Below are 14,826 nucleotides of genomic sequence, written 5' to 3'. Positions count from 1 at the left end.
ATCCACAACATCACCGGCAAAAAACGAAAATTTGATTCCTGCGCAGCTTTTCAGAATTTTTATGTTCATTATGCACCAGCTTTCATTTTCAACACCTGTACAGCCTCCGGTACAATCAGCCGGCCATCAGTACGCTCGTTGCCCTTAAATCCCACCTGCCCGTTTTCGGCATAGAGCTGATCGAGCACTTGCATCTGCATTCCGAGCGTGTCTTTGATCGTATACTGGCTAAAATCGCCGAAAGCAATCGCTTTTGCGTCCGCGGCTACGGCGGGCATAAAATCAGAGATTTCTACCGGGCGGCCAAGCAGAGTATTCGGCTGTCCAGCGGTCAGGCCCGGCTGCCACATATAATCTCCGGTGGTCGCATTTTTGAGCTTGCGCAGCACCTTTTCTGTGCTGTCCCCCATCAAAAAGGTAGCTTTTTTCCGGTATCCGGATTTCAGAGCGTAAAACAGATCCAGCAGTTCATCCGCAGTGATTGCCGTTGCGGCTGCCGTGGTGACGCCAGTCTGCGCATCAACCAGTACACCCTTCGGTTTTCCGACGCCGTTTCCGGTCAAAAATGCCGCTTCTTCTCCCTCTGAGAAAACTCTGGAAAAGCTGGTAGAAATCAGACCACTCAGATCAAATTCGGAGTCGTGAAGCAACTCCTCCGATACCAGAATGATTTTTCCAAGTTTGTGATTGCCGATGGTTACAGTATCATAGGTATCGTCAACCTTCGGGTATGCTCCGCTTTCCGGAATCCACTCAGCCGCCCCATAGGAAGCCGCCAGAACGATTTTTCTGTCCGCTGTCATTGTCAGAATGTTTGCCAAACGGCGCATTACCACGCTTTTTGCCATCAATGCGCGAACGGAAGATTCCAGTTCCTCCGGCATTACCAAAAATCCGCCCGTCGCGTCCGGCTCGGTCTGCATAACGTTCTGAAACAGTTTGCGATCAGCGGCAGTGACAGCGGATTTTCCTTCGCGCACCGCGCGGAAAAACGCATCCTTATACTCGGGGGTTTCTGTGATTTTCTTTTTCGGGGCGGAATCCTGCGGGATAGGCTGAGACTGCGCGGGCTCCGGGATCTGCTTTAATGCGTTTTCCCGCTCCTTCTGCTTTTCTTCCGCCTTAATCTCAGCGGAAAGAGAGTCAATGTCCGCATCGGCTTTGTTGTAGGCATCCATATCCCCAGCGTCGAGGTATTTTCTGGCTTCCGCAACCAGGGCGGCTACTTTTTGTCTTTTTTCAGTCAAAGTCATGTTCATTCTCCTTTATAAAAATAATATTTTTTCGGTCAGATTCAACTTTGCGCGGGCAATCAATACCGCCTGTGCGGTGGAAGTGGGCGGAGCCTCGTCCTTTACGTCCGGCGGCGCTTCCTTTTCTTCTGGCTTCGGCGGGTTCTCCCCGTGCTTTGCTTTTTGTTCCGCCAGCATTGCTCTGGTTTTGTCCATAACCTCGGGCGGGATCGGCAATCCATAAGCCGCATTGACCAGCCGCGGTACCGCTGCGGCGGAGATTTTATCCACGAGCCCCAGCTCTACTGCGCGGGCGGCGGTAATCCACGTTTCCGCGTCCATCAGTTTCAGGGCGTCCTTTTCAGGCATTCCCGATTTTGCAACGTAGGCCGCCGCGATTGACTTGTCGGCTTCCTGCAAACTGGATGATACCGTATCCATAGCGTGATGATTTCCCTGCGCCATGGTAGACACCCGGTGCACCATCAGTTGTGCGGTAGGTGACATTTCAGACGGGCCGGCCATGGCAATTACCGACGCGGCGGATGCGGCCAAACCGGTAATATAAATTTTCACCCCTCCCTGATAACCACGGAGGAGCGAATAAATGGTAGACCCGGCGAACACGTCCCCGCCATAGCAAGTCGATATTTCCACCTCCAGCGGTTCCCCGTTGGCTTCCGCGATTGCTGCTCTAATGTTCTGCGGAGCCGTTGTTCCAATCCCAAACCAATCATAAATCCATTGGTCATCGTCCGATACAATGTATCCTTTTACCTCTAAACTCACTTGTTTTCACCTCCATTCTTCGCGGACTCCGCAGATGCGTTCATAAGCTGTTTCAGGCTGCGCAGGTTTCCGTTTGCTAAATAAGCGTCGCCGCCTTCCTCCACCGGAATACTGTCCTCATCCTCCAGATTACGAATATCATTTGCAGACATCCATCCGTTCTGGCGCGCGAGCGCGTACCCCTCCATTCGTGATTTATAATCTCCGCGCAGAAGCGCGTCCACGGAAAACTTGGAGAATAGGTTCTTGCGATCAATTTTTGTGAGCAGCTGCGCGATGATCGCCCTTTCGATGCGTACCAGATAGGGACGCAGGGTATAGATCACAAAATTCAGTGACATCTGTTCAATGTTAGAAAATGTGGCCTGCTCCAAGTCCCCGATCATATGGGGCGGCACGTTATAAAACCGCGCCGCTTCCCTTACCTGAAATTTTCGGGTATCCAGCATCTGGCTTTCCTGCGGTGTGTTGCTGACCTTCTGAAATTTTGAGCCTTGCTCCAAAAACAGAAGCCGCGCGGATTTAGATAGCCCTTCGTATTCATTTCGAACGCTTTTCTGCAATCGGTCAAAAGCATCGTCGTCAAGTTCCCCGGGATATTCGATCACCCCCCCGACATTCGCGCCGTTTTTAAAATAATTAGACGCGTATTCTTCCGCCGCAATTCCCAAGCCGATCGCATCTTGCGCCAATTCCAGAGGGTGGAAAGCGTTGAGCGAATCCATGGAAAACCAGTCCACGCGTAACACCTGCTCTTTTTGGAGCACAAACCGTTCTTTTCCGGGTGACGTAACCACGTATTCCAGTGCTTTCGTGCTCTCGTTTCGCTGCACTTTCACATATGGAGTTGTTATGTTCCAAAGCTGGACTACCTCTCCGGCCCCGTTCCTCACGATCTCAGCGTAACCGCGGCCATAGACCAGCATATTCGCGACAAAAGCCTGCCAAAATTGGAAACTGTCAGTTTCCGGGTTTGGAGCGTCGTGCAGCACTCCGTACAGCGGAAGATCAGTCGCTTTCTCTTTCCCGGTTTCCGTTTTGCGATATAAAAACAACGGCAGAGACGCAATATTTTCCGATAAAAGTCGTACGCACGCAAACACGGCCGTTACCTTCAGCGCGTTTTGAGCATTGATATGGATTCCCACTTTTGACAAAACTCTTCCGAGTGCCGATTTCAGCTCCGGACTTGCTCTCGAAAGTGTGGAAATATTTTTAAAAAGTGTTTTTATTCTACCAAAAAAATTCAAATTGCCCTCGCCCCCCGTTCCGAATATACATTGCGCTTAGCCATGTGCGGCAGGAGCCGCGCCATAGCGTCAACCATTGCGACAAAAATGTCAATTCGTTCGATTCTGCTGTCCTTGATTGGCATGTAGTTTTCCTTCCCATCCATGCTGATATTAACATTTCCAAAACACCAACGGGCTGCCGGATGCGCTTCGTGGGTAATTAAGGGTTGCTTGTCCTCATTTGCGTTCTTTTCGCTGGTTTTAAACATGGTTTCCAACTCCTTCATAGATGGGGACATTCCGAGGATGGTCTGAGCGACCGGCACCATTTTGATGCCTGCGGCCTGAAGCATCAGCGTCGTTTCGGTCGCATTATAAGTATCAAATCCAATTTCGCGAATTCTAAACATCTTTGAGTATTCTAAAATCGACTCTCGGATTTTGGAATAATCGGTGACATTCCCTTCGGTAGGATGGATAAACCCTAGCCGCTCCCATTCGTCATATGGTGCATGATCGCGGCGCACGCGCTCTTTCATATTCTCCTTGGGTATCCACGCATCAAAAATCACACGGTAATCTGTCCAGCCTTTTTGCGGCGGGAATATCAGAGCGAATCCGTTCATGTCCCATGTGGTAGCAAGATCGAGGCCCCCGTAACAGTAACATCCCCGAAGATCCTCTCGGGTCCATTTTCCTGTTGTGGCATCCCATGAGGTGAGCGGTAGCCATCCGCGGGCCTTGTTTTTGTTCCACTGATTCAGGCGCAGCCATCGGAAAAGGCGTTCTGCCGCGGGACTGTTCCGCGCTGCCGTTGCTTCCAGGCGAACCTTATCAATGTCAATCGAAACTCCCAAAGATGGATTGACTTCATACCAGATTTTTTCGTCAAAAATATCCGCATTTTCGGGAGCCCCATAAATGCGGACATACCAATATGGATCTTCTATTTCACCGTCGCGGATTCGGCGGGCATATTCGTGCTGTTCCCACCCGATCGACGTGCGATCCGGATCATCACCCGCCGTGGTGATAACCCAGTAAAGAGTTTCTTTTCTGGCCGCACCGGCGCCGAAAGTCATAACGTCCCACAAATCGCGGTTCGGCTGGGCATGCAGCTCGTCAAAAATAACGACGGTCGGATTCAGGCCATGCTTGCTAAAAGCTTCGGCAGACAGCACCTTTAAAAAGGTTCCTGTTTGCCGATTCTTGATGGTTTTTTGACTGTCAAGGACTTGTAGTATTTCCTGCAGATCCTCATCCTGATTGATCATCTGGATCATTGCCATGTAAGACAATGATGCCTGATATTTGTCCGCTGCGCAGCAGTAAATCTGCCCTCCGGGACCATCACACACCAGATGATATAATCCAAGGCCCGCGATAAGGGTGGTTTTTCCGTTTTTCTTCGGGATCTCCAAATAAGCGTATGTGTATTGCCGGTATCCTCTACTGTTCAGAGTGCCGTACACATTTTCAATGACCTCTTTTTCCCATGGTAGCGGCACGAAAGGCTGACCATAAAAATCATCCGTCAGATGCAGCAACTCTAAAAAACGGACAGGTTCACGCGCCTTTTCGCGGTCAAACGGCATTATCCGTCACCCGCCCTGTTCCCCAAAAATGCGGCCATTCCGGTTTTCTTTTTCTCTTGTTCTTTTTTGGGGATGGAGCGCAGAGCGGACTGCACCGTCATGATGTTTTCTTTTGAGATGTCGAGGATCATTTTCCGCTTGGCCATGAGCTGTTTATCACAATTGATGATGTTGTCCGACAGCTTTGCGAGCAGCCGGTAATATTCCGCAGCCGCTATTCCGTCGCCCTCCGGGTTCCCCGTGAGTCCGTCGCGATAATCCGCCTGAAGTTCCTCTTTCGACTGCACAAACTGTTCCCGGATGTCCAAAATCTCGGTGCATTCCGCGACTAAAAGGCAGTTTGTATTGATGATCTGGCTATACAGATCATCATCCTTCCCGATCGACGCGAGCAGTTTTTTCATTCTCTTAAATTCGGCAGCGGCGATTTTATTTTTTTTGACGTCAACCGTCATTTTCATAGGCACGCCGGTGATCATCGCGGCTTCCGCTTCCCGTCGTGCTTTTAATTCATCCTTGGTTCGATGCCCCTCAACAAGGGCAATCGGTTTTGATGGTCGCGCCATTCGGGACACCCCCATTTTAAAATTTCTTAGTTTTGGGAAAAAACTGCACGCGGAGGGCTGAGACGGTCTCCTGACATGATCTTGCAGAGATTTACCTACCCCCTAGGGTGGCAGGCTACTCCCCTCTCGCCGTCCTAATGCTATGATGTTTGTGACAAAGCGCCATCAGATTATCTGGATGATATTTTAAATCCGGCCGATCACGCAGCTTTTGTATGTGATGAATCTCGGTGGCCGGTTGCACTGGCTCCCCGGGCAGCGGCTTATCCAAACAATCAACACACAGCGGATGCTCTCGCAAATACCTGATTCTGAATTTAGCCCATTGCTTATCATATCCTCTATGATAGGCACTGCCCCGGCACTCCACTGCCAATGCCTGATGCTCGTCGCAGTATCCGTTTTTATTGCTTGTAGTATTTGGGCAAAGATGCGCCCTGCACGGCCGCTCAACCCTCTGCGGCATTTTTATTACACTCCCCAAAATCAATGCCTACACAGACGAGGTTTCCTTTTCCATCACATACAGGGCAACACATTCCGTCTGCAAAGCGCAGCTTTTGTCTGCTAATTTTTGTGATATGCCCATTTTCACAAATGAAAGCATTTGGCTTAAAATCCATATTAACAACTCCAAATCTTCTTTCATGCGCATTAAATACTTATAATTATTTTTTTGAAATCGCTTGACTTATGCGCATTAAATGCGTATAATACAATCATGAGGTGAGACAATATGAAGCGCAGGGACTTAATAAAAAGGTTAGAGCTGAATGGTTGGTGGAAAATAAGGGAAGGTGCAAACCACGACATTTACACTAACGGGACGCAAAGCGAACCGATCCCCCGCCACACCGAAATCAATGAATTACTCGCAAAGTCTATCATCAAGCGGCAGGGGCTGAAATAAAGCCCCGCCGCGACGGTTAAATAAATGGAGGTGTTTTTTTGTGAAAAAAGTTTATCCCGTTGTTCTCACCCCTGCCGAACTCGGATTTGTCGTATATGTCCCTGACCTTAGAATAAGCACAGAAGGAAATGACGTCGCTGACGCTATTTCAATGGCCCGCGACGCAATCGGTCTCTGGGGAATTACGGAGCAGGATTTCGGAAGGACTATCCCTGAACCTTCTGAGCTGTCCAAAGTGTCCCACGAAGCAAACGAAATTGTAACACTGGTTGACATCGACTTTGATGCGTACCGGCGAGCAAACGACATGCGGACAATCCGCAAGAACGTTACCATCCCAAGCTGGTTAAATGAACTCGCTGAAAACTCTGGTGTTAATTTCTCCCAGGTCTTGCAGGATGGGCTTAAACAAAAGCTTCATGTTTCTGATCGATAATCTCAAATCCCCGTCTGAATCAGGCGGGGATTTCTTTTTATAATAAAAAGCGCACCGCCGAAGCGATACGCTTTGAATATTCAGCTTGCGTGTTACAGGTGGCCGGGCTGCCCACGCTTAAAGGTTCCCTTTTGTTCGGCGGAGGCTTTCGATGCATCCTTTACCTTGAATCTTAACCGCCTTAGAGTGGCCCTTATAAAATCATGGAGGTTTTGTGCTGGATGAACCAGCTTGTACCACCGCCCGGCCCTGACCCGGCAGGCCCCAGCATTCGCTGCGCCCGGTGGCATATTCGCGGCAGCCGCTGCCATGTGACCGCCGCAAAAATCAGGAGGACTTGTTTTTGTCTTACGCCTAATTCCTTAATTAATACTTTACCATAGTTTTCCTGAAAAATCTTATCCGATTTTTATCATCAGTATTCCGTGATTCCGTACATAGTCACAGTAAACTTGTACAGCGCAGTATTTTTGATACGATATATTTGAGCCTGCTCGCACCCAAGCCTTTTGGTGAGCTCATCCAAATAGTTACGGGGCCGATCTATGTAAAACAGATCGATTACAAGCCGCTCCTCTTCAGATAATTTTGACAGGCCACGCTCAATCAGCCTCACAAGCCGCCGGTCCGCATGGTACACCAGTTTAAGACGCTCCCTCTCCACGATATTATCCAGCATCGCATCCTCCGAACGGCTGCCGCCGCCCTGAACCGGAGTTGAATCAGAGGACCCACTTTTTATGGACTTAAACCGTATTTCAAGTATTCTGATTTTTTCCGGGATATTGGTAAGGCTTTCACTCATGGCCCGATATTTTTTGAGGTCTGTAATCGCACATTCAGTCCATTTCATCGGTATCCTCCTCGCTGGCATCCTCTTCATCTTCTTTATACGGATAATAATCCCGGCGAACGGTCACGCTGTACCAAAAGGATTTCCCGCAGCTCTCGCACTCCGTATGGCACATGTCTGAGGATATTTCATCTGGTTCATGACAATTCTGCACTGCTTTGCAATACGGGCAGATCAAATCTTCATCATCGTCATAAAGGCTCATTGTTTTTCTCCTCCTGTCCCTCTAAAAACATCATGGTCATTCCTTTGGCTGCCGCATACTCATATTCCATTTTCGCACCTGGGCTGTCCCTCCACCCGGGCAAAAAGCATATGGTATTGCAGGCATCGATCATGGCATAGCAAATCGGCATGTAGGTTTCGTGAGGTAAACCGGACGGCATCGATGCAGGGCTAAATACTTTATGTCCTTTGCATATCAAATCCAGCTCAGCAAGCGCAAACCGCTCCTGATAATTATTGATCCCCGTGATCGGGCCAGAGAGATATGTTACTTTTGTTTCGAAATCTCGGCGCTCCCGGTTGTACTTTGCGATATTATGGCACATTACCGCTGCCGGGTCTTTCATAATTCTTCCTCCTTACATTCCAGCCAACATTTCGCCAGCCTCTTCCGGCGTCATGTTTTCCCATTCTCGCAATTCTTCTTTTAGGCGCTTGTTTTCATTTTGCAGGCGTTCCACCTCTGCGACCAGCGCGGAAATATCGGTGCGGGCGTGGGCGATAAAATAGCAATCGGATACTGTGCTGGGGTTACATTTATTAACAAGCACTTCGTGCACATCACCCCACCGTGTATGGTGCGTTTCACATTCCCACGGCCCCGGCGTTGCCGCCTGCTCCCGCGCCTTGATCTCTGCGAGATATTTAGCGTCCATCAAATTTTCAAACTCCTTTCAGCGGTTAACACTATTTTTCTCCCGACCGGTATCTCCATATTTGCAACATGCTCCGTAAGCGATGCCGCCAAATTTTCGACCATATCACGACCCGCGACGTCATTTGTAATATATACTGTTTTGCTCCATACTGGAGGCTGAGAGAGAGATTGACCGGTCCGGTAGTATTGCACGTTAAAATAGATTGTCTTTCCATCAATCCAAGGGAACGAACGGACTTTATATCCGCCTATCCATGCGTCAATCTCCATCATTTCAGCCTCCGCCCGCACTTCGGGCAGAACACAAATTGTTCATTTTCGTCTACCTTACCGGAAACAAGAGCGATTTGATCTTCTCCCCAATGGTTTACTATCGCAACATTCTTGAGCCGTTCCCCGTTGCAAAGAGAGCACCCATTTTCCCGCTCTGCCTGCTCCCGGAGCGCGACTACGGCAGATTTTAGCGCATCGGCATAACTTCCGGTCAGCGTTGGGTGATGCGTTAGCGGCTCCAAATATTCGATTGCTTCCTGAATATCCATTACTTTTCCTCCTTTAGCGGCTTGGGATAAAAGGTAATAATTTAATTTCGGTCACCATGTTCAACCTCCTTCTTTAAAACATCAACCCAGTGGGCTAATATTTCACGTTCATGCAATAATTCATTCTTAAAGTGCCTTAATTCTTCTGGTAGTGGGTTTTTAGATATTTCGGTAAGTGTTTCATCTGTAGCATCGATATGTTCCTGTATTTCCCGCAGATACATACGCCTAATGTTCTGCTCCTTATTTACTTTACAGAATTGCTCTGGCGTATATTGCATTATCCTTTTTACCCGTTGAGGAGCCATCGTTTCAGCCATTCTGTTTTACCCCCATACATGCAATGTGATTAACTAATGAATCAGTTAACTCATATACAAGCCTTCTTCCTTCTTCATTGTCAGTGGCATATGCCGTCTTGTCCCATACGGGCGGTTTCTCGATTGATTGACCTAGAGCATAATACTGCACATTGAAATATATCCGTTTACCGTCTATCCACGGGAACGAACGGACTTTATAGCCGCCCACCCATGTATCAATATCCATCACTTTTCCTCCTGTTCTGGTTTACGGGCGTAGATTTTGCGATCTCCGCGTAATACATCATCGAGCCATTCCCACCCAAATGCGCAACCGACGACATATCGGAATATTGGGTTGCCGTCATCATCAGCGTCGACACCCTTACGCCCAAGAATACCGTATTGATTTATCCCGCTTATCCATACCGGGTTACCTACCAACTCCGGGAGTTGATCGAGCGTCAGCGGCTTGTTTTTCATGCGAAACTCATGCAAAGCCTTAATAACCGCTTCCGCCTGCTCTCCAAGCAGACAAATAGCCGCATTATCTTTTCCGCCGGAATAATCAATACCGGCCTTATACTGCTCTTGGATGGTCTGGATTGCTTTTTCAATAACATCCATCGTTTTCACTCCAATCTAAGCGCTGCCCGCATTCATCGCAAAACTCCTGATTTGCATACAACTCATTTAGGCAAGACGGGCAATAGTGGCTTATGCGTTTCCTACCATCAGGCCATTTTCCAGATTCAGCTGTAACCTTTTTCGGCATCTGCTTTTCAAGGGCCGCAATCGCAAGATCGAAATTACCACTCAAAACATTTGCGCTGTTAGGAAATAGCCGCTTTTGCATTTCCAAATACTCTATTGCATTTTTTACATCTACCTTATTCATTGGCTTCACCCTTTCTTAAACGGCTATCGTATCGTTGAGCTCTGCCATGCTCTGGCAATGCCTTACGCACAGCTCCGGCAGGTTTACGGCCACAAGCGCATAAGCAAACGGCGGTGGAACAGCATTTCCGCAGCGGGCTACCTGCTTTGTTTTACCGTACACATGGCCCAGATAGTCATGATCAATAATGTAATCCAGCGGAAAACCGTTGGCGGCGTACAGCTCGCGCGGCGTGAGCATTCGCAACCCTATGTCACTGATAAAAAACCTTACCCCGTTTATTACCAGCAGCAATATTTCATCTGCTCCGATGTGATACCCGCAGTATTTATTGAGCATGTCCCGAATCTGCGGCCACCGGCCAAGATCACAAGTCGTTGTAATTTTGGTCTGGATAACTGCAAACTCAAATCCGCCAGCGGTAATCGTCTTTAGGGGATCATTGCAGCTTTGCCCCTTATTTTTGCTTTTGAACTTCGCAATGTGTGCAATGGTAAGGCCCTGCCGGTCGTGGCTGGTCGATGTATGCAGCGGGAAGTTCATTCGCTGGCCGTGTTCCGCTCCGCCGTAATACTCCGTTAAATAGGCGGCCGCGGCTCCGTATCGATTTGCGGCATCTACCGTCATGATCGGTTCATCAACAGCCTGCCCCCGCACTTTTTCAGACTGCTCTGTGTGATACTGGATTAAGCATGGAGCCACAACGCACTGTTCCGCTTTTGATACCGCCGGCCGCGTGGGCTGATCTACGCCATAGGAACGATCCTCTGAAAATCCGGTCTGCCCGATTGCCGTCATGATCGGAGTAACCAGCATCTGACCCCCGCCACCGCCTGTTCTGACGGTATCGACCGGCTCCGACACTGGATGCCCGGTCGCATTGGTCGTATTGGTCACGGTCCACGGCTCTATGACGGGTTTGCATAAGTATTGCTTGGCGCTTGAAACAATCGTGCTGACTGGTTCATCGATCGCTTGCACTCTTGGGGCCTGTCCCGGCCGCTCCCCATACCCGATAGGAACCAAGAAAGGCTTTCCGGATTTTAAAACAAACTTGTCCAGCCCGCGGGCGGCGCGCTGCATGGTATTGTCTGCAAGGGGCCTTACTGCCTGCACTCCGTATTTCTTTTTGATTTCCTGCTTGGTATCAAAAATTGACGGGCAAGGAATGCTCCAATCAATAATTTCAGCGGCGGAGCGCCACGGCTGAAGCTTTCCGGAATTTACGGCCTCGCTCTCAGGATCCCCGTGCGTAGGCTCTGGCCAGACAATCGGCCGGCCGTCACACCGCGCAACCAAAAAGAACCGTTTGCGGATGGTAGGGGCTCCGTAATCGCATGCCCTCAGTTCCCGGTGCTCGATCACATATCCCAACGCGGCAAGCTGCTCTTTCCAGCGCTCAAACGTGGTTCCAGCCAGCTTCTTAACCGGCTTGCCCTTACGGACCGGCCCCCACGTCTGGAATTCCTCCACATTTTCGAGGATAATCACCCGCGGCCGGACCTTCCCGGCCCAACGGAGAACAATCCATGCAAGGCCCCGAATGTTTTTATCCCGCGGCTTCCCGCCCTTGGCTTTAGAAAAATGCTTGCAGTCAGGCGAAAACCACGCAAGCCCTACTTTCTGGCCGCCGCAAACCTGCACCGGATCAATATCCCATACGCTGGCCTGATAGTGCTTAGTGTATGGGTGATTTGTTTTGTGCATCAGAATGGCATCCGGATCATGATTGATCGCAATATCCACCGGCCGGCCGGTGGCCAGTTCGATTCCCGTACTGGCCCCGCCGCCTCCGGCAAAATTGTCAACAATCATTTCTCTGAATAAGTCCATCTGCGGACCGGGCCTTGTGCTTTTCTTTTTCATTCCTCGCCCTCCTGTCGCACCCGCTTTTTCCTTGCGTCGTGCATCACAATTGGAGTGGAATCATGGTTGATCACTATATCCGGGCATTCGAAGGGAGTCTTTAACCACGTCGGCGCTCCTCCATCAATCGCAAAATTTTCAATCATGTATGAAAACAAATCTTCCTGCGGAGTGGTTTGTTTTTTATTTTTTCCCATCATGCCCCCTCCTGTCCCTGCTCGGCGCCGCTCCGGATGAAATCAAAAAGAGTAGGCTGGCTGATCTGTGCTTCGATGGATTCCAGATAATTCACACCGTCGCGGAAATAATCCGAATTTAATTCTATGCCGATACCGTACCGGCCCATTTTTACGGCCATGTAAGGCACCGTCATAAGTCCCCCGAACGGATCCAGCACCACATCCCCGGGATTACTGTACCGTCTGATGATCCGCTCCACGATATCAATCTGCAAAGGGCAAACGTGGAGCTGCAGCCTTTTCTGGCTTTGGCTGGTATTGAGGGTGCGCATACGGTTTATGTCGTCCCACACGTCCGGGGATTTGCTGGCAGGAGGCGCGGTCATAAAGGTTTTGGACAACCGTCCGGCCGCATCGATTTCTTTCGTAATTTCGACGTGCCGGTGAAAATCGTACACATTGCTTTGCGCGAATTTTTTAAATGTGCGCTGCACCTGGCTGATCGGCATTGCGCTGATCTCCTGACTGGTCAGGAAACGATCCCCGGAGGACGGCCAGAATGCGTGGGCGTCGAGCTGCCACTCTGCCAACGAATAATCCTCCTTGGATTTTTGCACCGGTTCATCCGCATAGGCTTTTGTCCGGTTCGTCGGTAGCTTGCGGAATAGCAGAATGTATTCCGGGCAGCCTACGCCCATTTTGCTGCCATCCTTGCACTGCTCTGTATAGCCTAGCCGGTAGGTCTGGTTATTCTCCCGCACGACATCTGTAACCACCGTGATCATGCCAAAATACTGAAACCCGTGCCGCATATAGTGGGCGATGCACAAAGCGTGGAACGGTTCGATAGTCGGCATCCCGGTCCCGGTCTGGCTGCCGAACAACACCCGATCTTTGACATGGCAGGCGAACACTCTCCCCGGCTTCAGGACGCGCAGCAGATGCGGCGAAAGAAAATCCATCTGCTCGAAAAACCGCTCCGTGTCCGGATTGTGTCCGAAGTCGTTATAGCTGGCCGTGTATTCATAATGGTTTCCAAACGGAATGCTGGTGTGAATCAGGCCCACGCTGTTATCTGGCATGTTCTCCATTTCTAAAATACAATCGTTATTAATTGCCCTGTAATGCGCTCCCTGCTTTTCCAATCGTTTCACCCCTATGTGTCGTTTCAGCTTTTCAATGATCGACGTACCGGACAGGCCGTATTTCTTCACGATAGCGGCCATTTTGGCGGTCATTTCATCGTACTGTTTCCACTTCTTTTTCAGCGCCGCGAGAACTTCCGCTTCGCTGTCCATGTAAATGATGTCGATAATTACCTGCTTTTCCTGCAAAAAGCGATAGATGCGGTGAGTCGCCTGAATGAAATCATTGAACTCATAGTCGATCCCGACGAATATCGCCCGGTGACAATGCCGCTGGAAATTGCACCCGGATCCTGACAGCTCTTTCTTCGTAGCAAGTAGCCGGAACTTACCCTCGGAAAAGTCAATGGTGTTCCGCTCCCGGGTGTCGAGATCCTGCGAACCGTATATCTCAACGGCATCTGGCAGTACCTTTTTGATTTCCCGGCGCTCGTCCTCCAGATCGTGCCACAGAATAAAATGCTCGAACCGGCTCCTTTTGACGATCCGCTCCGCCTCTTTTACCCGCTCCGCTATGCTGTCGCGTTTGATCCGGTGTGCAGAAACCAGAGAAACGGCAGCATCCTGAAACAGCCTTACCTGGCCATCCTTATCAACCTCTGTACTGTTTTTGGTTTTCAACTCGTGGTAAAAGACTTTGAGCGGCGGCAGATCATAGCCGGTATCGTCATACCCTAAATCAGACGGCTTGCTGATGTACAGCGCCCAGCTCGACACCCACAACCAGAAATCATCCTCTTTACCGGGGTACAGCGTCAGGTTGTTGGCCTTGGTGCTGTCCCTTTTGAAAAAGCGGGTAAGGGCTTGCCCGGTGTCCATGACTTCCAAAAATCCTGCGTAGTGAATCAGTTCTTTGTATTTGTTCGGGGCCGGGGTTGCCGTGGCAACGAGCTTGAACGGAACGCCTTTGAACTTGTCCAGAAACACCTGATAGGTTTTGCTTCCGAAGCTGCGCAGTACCGACGCTTCATCCAATCCGGCGGCGCCCATGAAATAGGTGGGGTCTATGTCCCCATCCCGGACGCGCTCATAGTTGGTAATCAGAATCCGATTCTTGCTGTGCCTGATTTCGTCCATGGTGCGCACATATTCCGGTGCCGGGATTTTGAGCTTGTCCAACGCATCCCGGTAAAACTCCTGCTTGACTCCCAGCGGCAGGGTAATCAGAGACTGTCCGCCGGTCCGCTCCGATACAATACGGGCATATTCCAACTCCTGCATGGTTTTCCCGAGGCCAAACGCTTCAAACAAGGCTCGGCGACCGCCTTTGACAGCCCACATCACCGCATCCCGCTGGTGTGGCTTCAGGATCGGGTTCACGTCGTCCGGCGTGATGGAAAACCCGCTCTCTGGGGCAATATCTATTTTGGATTGTAAAAAATCCAAATAACTCATGCT

The 14,826-nt window shown here is 49.9% G+C and carries 22 protein-coding genes; 2 read left to right on the top strand and 20 right to left on the bottom strand.

Annotated elements, in window-relative coordinates:
* Nucleotides 1–68: 68 nt before the first annotated feature.
* The 7 genes from G340_RS0113050 to G340_RS18035 form a co-directional block, all read right to left on the bottom strand.
* A complete protein-coding gene (locus tag G340_RS0113050; RefSeq protein WP_020074095.1) occupies nt 69–1,253 on the bottom strand; it encodes a phage major capsid protein in 1,185 nt (394 codons plus the stop codon).
* A gap of 12 nt (nt 1,254–1,265) precedes the next feature.
* Nucleotides 1,266–2,021 carry a head maturation protease, ClpP-related gene (locus G340_RS16850; RefSeq protein ID WP_020074094.1) on the bottom strand — a complete coding sequence of 252 codons (756 nt, stop codon included), beginning with the start codon at nt 2,019–2,021 and terminating at the stop codon, nt 1,266–1,268.
* Entirely contained in the window at nt 2,018–3,169 is a 1,152-nt protein-coding gene (locus G340_RS16845) for a phage portal protein (RefSeq protein WP_287540688.1), read from the bottom strand. Before G340_RS16845 ends, G340_RS16850 begins: the two co-directional genes overlap by 4 nt.
* Nucleotides 3,170–3,267: 98 nt before the next feature.
* Nucleotides 3,268–4,848 carry a terminase large subunit gene (locus G340_RS0113035; protein WP_020074092.1) on the bottom strand — a complete coding sequence of 527 codons (1,581 nt, stop codon included), beginning with the start codon at nt 4,846–4,848 and terminating at the stop codon, nt 3,268–3,270.
* Nucleotides 4,848–5,414 carry a hypothetical protein gene (locus G340_RS16840; RefSeq protein WP_154653215.1) on the bottom strand — a complete coding sequence of 189 codons (567 nt, stop codon included), beginning with the start codon at nt 5,412–5,414 and terminating at the stop codon, nt 4,848–4,850. The genes G340_RS0113035 and G340_RS16840 overlap by 1 nt, the downstream gene beginning before the upstream one ends.
* A gap of 115 nt (nt 5,415–5,529) precedes the next feature.
* Entirely contained in the window at nt 5,530–5,880 is a 351-nt protein-coding gene (locus G340_RS18600) for an HNH endonuclease signature motif containing protein (RefSeq protein ID WP_407635366.1), read from the bottom strand.
* Nucleotides 5,864–6,037, bottom strand: coding sequence for a hypothetical protein (locus G340_RS18035; protein WP_154653214.1), 174 nt, complete (start codon nt 6,035–6,037; stop codon nt 5,864–5,866). Before G340_RS18035 ends, G340_RS18600 begins: the two co-directional genes overlap by 17 nt.
* Before the next feature lie 113 nt (nt 6,038–6,150).
* On the opposite strand from G340_RS18035, the gene G340_RS18510 reads away from it, so the two are divergent.
* On the top strand, nt 6,151–6,324 hold the full coding sequence (locus G340_RS18510) for a type II toxin-antitoxin system HicA family toxin (protein ID WP_020074089.1): 174 nt from the start codon (nt 6,151–6,153) through the stop codon (nt 6,322–6,324).
* Between the two features lie 40 nt (nt 6,325–6,364).
* Complete coding sequence (locus tag G340_RS0113005; protein ID WP_020074088.1) at nt 6,365–6,760, top strand: type II toxin-antitoxin system HicB family antitoxin; 396 nt, start codon at nt 6,365–6,367, stop codon at nt 6,758–6,760.
* 415 nt (nt 6,761–7,175) lie between these two features.
* Here G340_RS0113005 and G340_RS0113000 read toward each other — a convergent pair whose 3' ends face one another.
* From G340_RS0113000 to G340_RS16815, 13 genes are read right to left on the bottom strand one after another with little or no spacing between them, the layout of a single operon-like run.
* The gene (locus tag G340_RS0113000) at nt 7,176–7,613 is read right to left on the bottom strand and encodes a hypothetical protein (RefSeq protein ID WP_020074087.1); all 438 of its coding nucleotides are present in this window, start codon (nt 7,611–7,613) and stop codon (nt 7,176–7,178) included.
* On the bottom strand, nt 7,600–7,818 hold the full coding sequence (locus G340_RS0112995; RefSeq protein ID WP_020074086.1) for a hypothetical protein: 219 nt from the start codon (nt 7,816–7,818) through the stop codon (nt 7,600–7,602). The genes G340_RS0113000 and G340_RS0112995 overlap by 14 nt, the downstream gene beginning before the upstream one ends.
* A complete protein-coding gene (locus G340_RS0112990) occupies nt 7,805–8,185 on the bottom strand; it encodes a DUF1937 family protein (protein WP_020074085.1) in 381 nt (126 codons plus the stop codon). The genes G340_RS0112995 and G340_RS0112990 overlap by 14 nt, the downstream gene beginning before the upstream one ends.
* Nucleotides 8,186–8,197: 12 nt before the next feature.
* Nucleotides 8,198–8,494: a hypothetical protein gene (locus G340_RS16820; protein ID WP_020074084.1), complete on the bottom strand. Its 297-nt coding sequence runs from the start codon at nt 8,492–8,494 to the stop codon at nt 8,198–8,200.
* Nucleotides 8,494–8,766 (bottom strand): hypothetical protein, encoded by a 273-nt coding sequence (locus G340_RS0112980; protein ID WP_020074083.1) that lies wholly within the window; start codon nt 8,764–8,766, stop codon nt 8,494–8,496. The genes G340_RS16820 and G340_RS0112980 overlap by 1 nt, the downstream gene beginning before the upstream one ends.
* Nucleotides 8,766–9,038 (bottom strand): hypothetical protein, encoded by a 273-nt coding sequence (locus tag G340_RS0112975; protein WP_020074082.1) that lies wholly within the window; start codon nt 9,036–9,038, stop codon nt 8,766–8,768. The genes G340_RS0112980 and G340_RS0112975 overlap by 1 nt, the downstream gene beginning before the upstream one ends.
* Before the next feature lie 41 nt (nt 9,039–9,079).
* On the bottom strand, nt 9,080–9,358 hold the full coding sequence (locus tag G340_RS0112970) for a hypothetical protein (RefSeq protein ID WP_020074081.1): 279 nt from the start codon (nt 9,356–9,358) through the stop codon (nt 9,080–9,082).
* Nucleotides 9,351–9,587, bottom strand: a complete 237-nt coding sequence (locus tag G340_RS0112965) for a hypothetical protein (RefSeq protein ID WP_020074080.1) — start codon at nt 9,585–9,587, stop codon at nt 9,351–9,353. The genes G340_RS0112970 and G340_RS0112965 overlap by 8 nt, the downstream gene beginning before the upstream one ends.
* The gene (locus G340_RS0112960) at nt 9,587–9,967 is read right to left on the bottom strand and encodes a hypothetical protein (RefSeq protein WP_020074079.1); all 381 of its coding nucleotides are present in this window, start codon (nt 9,965–9,967) and stop codon (nt 9,587–9,589) included. The genes G340_RS0112965 and G340_RS0112960 overlap by 1 nt, the downstream gene beginning before the upstream one ends.
* A complete protein-coding gene (locus G340_RS0112955; RefSeq protein WP_020074078.1) occupies nt 9,954–10,238 on the bottom strand; it encodes a hypothetical protein in 285 nt (94 codons plus the stop codon). The genes G340_RS0112960 and G340_RS0112955 overlap by 14 nt, the downstream gene beginning before the upstream one ends.
* A gap of 15 nt (nt 10,239–10,253) precedes the next feature.
* Nucleotides 10,254–12,104 (bottom strand): DNA cytosine methyltransferase, encoded by a 1,851-nt coding sequence (locus G340_RS0112950; RefSeq protein ID WP_020074077.1) that lies wholly within the window; start codon nt 12,102–12,104, stop codon nt 10,254–10,256.
* A complete protein-coding gene (locus G340_RS0112945) occupies nt 12,101–12,301 on the bottom strand; it encodes a hypothetical protein (protein ID WP_020074076.1) in 201 nt (66 codons plus the stop codon). Before G340_RS0112945 ends, G340_RS0112950 begins: the two co-directional genes overlap by 4 nt.
* On the bottom strand, nt 12,301–14,823 hold the full coding sequence (locus G340_RS16815; RefSeq protein WP_020074075.1) for a DNA methyltransferase: 2,523 nt from the start codon (nt 14,821–14,823) through the stop codon (nt 12,301–12,303). Before G340_RS16815 ends, G340_RS0112945 begins: the two co-directional genes overlap by 1 nt.
* Nucleotides 14,824–14,826 lie beyond the last annotated feature (3 nt).

This window comes from Faecalispora sporosphaeroides DSM 1294 (genome assembly GCA_000383295.1).
Lineage (GTDB): Bacteria > Bacillota > Clostridia > Oscillospirales > Acutalibacteraceae > Faecalispora > Faecalispora sporosphaeroides.
The sequence above is the reverse complement of the archived record's forward strand: the minus strand, read 5'-3'. Positions and strand labels throughout refer to the sequence as shown.

Excerpts from the sequence above, each read along its gene's own strand:
- G340_RS0113050 (WP_020074095.1), bottom strand. The coding sequence starts at position 1,253 with ATGACTTTGACTGAAAAAAGACAAAAAGTAGCCGCCCTGGTTGCGGAA.
- G340_RS0113035 (WP_020074092.1), bottom strand. The coding sequence starts at position 4,848 with ATGCCGTTTGACCGCGAAAAGGCGCGTGAACCTGTCCGTTTTTTAGAG.
- G340_RS16840 (WP_154653215.1), bottom strand. The coding sequence starts at position 5,414 with ATGGCGCGACCATCAAAACCGATTGCCCTTGTTGAGGGGCATCGAACC.
- G340_RS18600 (WP_407635366.1), bottom strand. The coding sequence starts at position 5,880 with ATGCCGCAGAGGGTTGAGCGGCCGTGCAGGGCGCATCTTTGCCCAAAT.
- G340_RS18035 (WP_154653214.1), bottom strand. The coding sequence starts at position 6,037 with ATGGATTTTAAGCCAAATGCTTTCATTTGTGAAAATGGGCATATCACA.
- G340_RS18510 (WP_020074089.1), top strand. The coding sequence starts at position 6,151 with ATGAAGCGCAGGGACTTAATAAAAAGGTTAGAGCTGAATGGTTGGTGG.
- G340_RS0113000 (WP_020074087.1), bottom strand. The coding sequence starts at position 7,613 with ATGAAATGGACTGAATGTGCGATTACAGACCTCAAAAAATATCGGGCC.
- G340_RS0112995 (WP_020074086.1), bottom strand. The coding sequence starts at position 7,818 with ATGAGCCTTTATGACGATGATGAAGATTTGATCTGCCCGTATTGCAAA.
- G340_RS0112990 (WP_020074085.1), bottom strand. The coding sequence starts at position 8,185 with ATGAAAGACCCGGCAGCGGTAATGTGCCATAATATCGCAAAGTACAAC.
- G340_RS16820 (WP_020074084.1), bottom strand. The coding sequence starts at position 8,494 with ATGGACGCTAAATATCTCGCAGAGATCAAGGCGCGGGAGCAGGCGGCA.
- G340_RS0112980 (WP_020074083.1), bottom strand. The coding sequence starts at position 8,766 with ATGGAGATTGACGCATGGATAGGCGGATATAAAGTCCGTTCGTTCCCT.
- G340_RS0112975 (WP_020074082.1), bottom strand. The coding sequence starts at position 9,038 with ATGGATATTCAGGAAGCAATCGAATATTTGGAGCCGCTAACGCATCAC.
- G340_RS0112970 (WP_020074081.1), bottom strand. The coding sequence starts at position 9,358 with ATGGCTGAAACGATGGCTCCTCAACGGGTAAAAAGGATAATGCAATAT.
- G340_RS0112965 (WP_020074080.1), bottom strand. The coding sequence starts at position 9,587 with ATGGATATTGATACATGGGTGGGCGGCTATAAAGTCCGTTCGTTCCCG.
- G340_RS0112960 (WP_020074079.1), bottom strand. The coding sequence starts at position 9,967 with ATGGATGTTATTGAAAAAGCAATCCAGACCATCCAAGAGCAGTATAAG.
- G340_RS0112955 (WP_020074078.1), bottom strand. The coding sequence starts at position 10,238 with ATGAATAAGGTAGATGTAAAAAATGCAATAGAGTATTTGGAAATGCAA.
- G340_RS0112950 (WP_020074077.1), bottom strand. The coding sequence starts at position 12,104 with ATGAAAAAGAAAAGCACAAGGCCCGGTCCGCAGATGGACTTATTCAGA.
- G340_RS0112945 (WP_020074076.1), bottom strand. The coding sequence starts at position 12,301 with ATGGGAAAAAATAAAAAACAAACCACTCCGCAGGAAGATTTGTTTTCA.
- G340_RS16815 (WP_020074075.1), bottom strand. The coding sequence starts at position 14,823 with ATGAGTTATTTGGATTTTTTACAATCCAAAATAGATATTGCCCCAGAG.